We start from the raw sequence: 1222 nt of genomic DNA, 5'->3' as shown, positions 1-1222 counted from the left end.
AATAACGAAATCTATCCCTGAAGAGCTTCTTCCTCTTCAGGGATTTTTTTTCATTCTTCTGGTCATATGCTTTTAATTTCAGACTGAAAACTTAGCTTTGCTGAAGATTATGATCGAAATTTACACAGACGGAGCAGCTAGCGGAAACCCGGGTCCGGGTGGATATGGAACAATTTTGAGGGCAGGGCAACACTATAAAGAATTGAGTGGAGGTTTTAGAATGACCACCAATAATCGAATGGAACTACTCGCCGTTATAAAAGGACTGGAAGCTTTAAAGAGTTTAAATCAGCAAGTAACCGTTTATTCTGATTCAAAATATGTGGTGGATGCAGTGGAAAAGAAATGGGTGTTCGGTTGGGTAACCAAAAATTTCAAGGATAAAAAAAATAAAGACCTTTGGTTGAGGTTTCTGGAATTATACAAACTCCACAAAGTGAAGTTTATCTGGATCAAAGGTCACAACGATCATCCTGAGAATGAGCGTTGTGACAGATTAGCGGTTTTCGCCTCGCAAGACAAACAGAATTTAGCAATTGATACTTTTTTCGAGGCGGAAAGAAATAGGGCAAGCCTGCTTTAATCTATTCCACCAATTACGCCTAAATCTTCAAGTTTCGACTCTACTTTTTCTTCAACAGAAATAGATTTTGCAGTGTATAATAGCATCATTTCTTCAGCCTTTTCTACCATTTTCTTCGAACCGATAAACACCGGAACGCGTTGATGTACTTCAGTAGGCTGAATATCCAAAATGCGCTCGAAACCGGTTGAGGCTTTGCCCCCAGCCTGTTCAATAATAAATGCCATCGGATTACATTCATAAAGCAACCTCAACTTTCCTTCCGGCGAACGTGATGTGGTTGGATAAATATAAATTCCGCCGTTAATCAAACTTCTGTGTATATCTCCAACCATTGAACCAATATAACGTGAAGTATAAGGCCTGTTAGTGGCTTCATCTTCTACCTGGCAATATTTAATATATTTTTTTACACCTTCAGGGAAATGAACATAATTTCCTTCATTTATAGAATAGGTTATGCCGGTTTCGGGAATCCTCATGTTGGGATGTGAAAGACAAAATTCACCAATTGATGGATCTAAGGTAAAGCCATTCACACACTTGCCTGTGGTATAAACCAACATAGTTGAAGAGCCATAAATAATATAACCGGCAGCCACCTGTTCAGTTCCTTTCTGCAAAACATCACTTATAGTT

General features: G+C 38.8%; 2 protein-coding genes. One reads left to right on the top strand and one right to left on the bottom strand.

The features are described from left to right. Positions 1–109: 109 nt before the first annotated feature. Positions 110–583: a ribonuclease HI gene (gene rnhA / locus ON09_RS23700; RefSeq protein WP_010603557.1), complete on the top strand. Its 474-nt coding sequence runs from the start codon at positions 110–112 to the stop codon at positions 581–583. Here rnhA and ON09_RS23695 read toward each other — a convergent pair. Continuing rightward, a partial coding sequence (locus ON09_RS23695; protein WP_010603556.1) for a class 1 fructose-bisphosphatase occupies positions 580–1222 on the bottom strand: 643 nt, incomplete at its 5' end. The two genes, rnhA and ON09_RS23695, sit on opposite strands and share 4 nt — an antisense overlap.

This window comes from Pedobacter agri PB92 (assembly GCF_000258495.1).
Classification (GTDB): domain Bacteria; phylum Bacteroidota; class Bacteroidia; order Sphingobacteriales; family Sphingobacteriaceae; genus Pedobacter; species Pedobacter agri.
Note: the sequence above shows the minus strand (reverse complement) of the source record. Positions and strands in the feature narration are given on the sequence as shown.

Coding starts and splice junctions, on each gene's coding strand:
- rnhA (WP_010603557.1), top strand. CDS start 110: ATGATCGAAATTTACACAGACGGAGCAGCTAGCGGAAACCCGGGTCCG.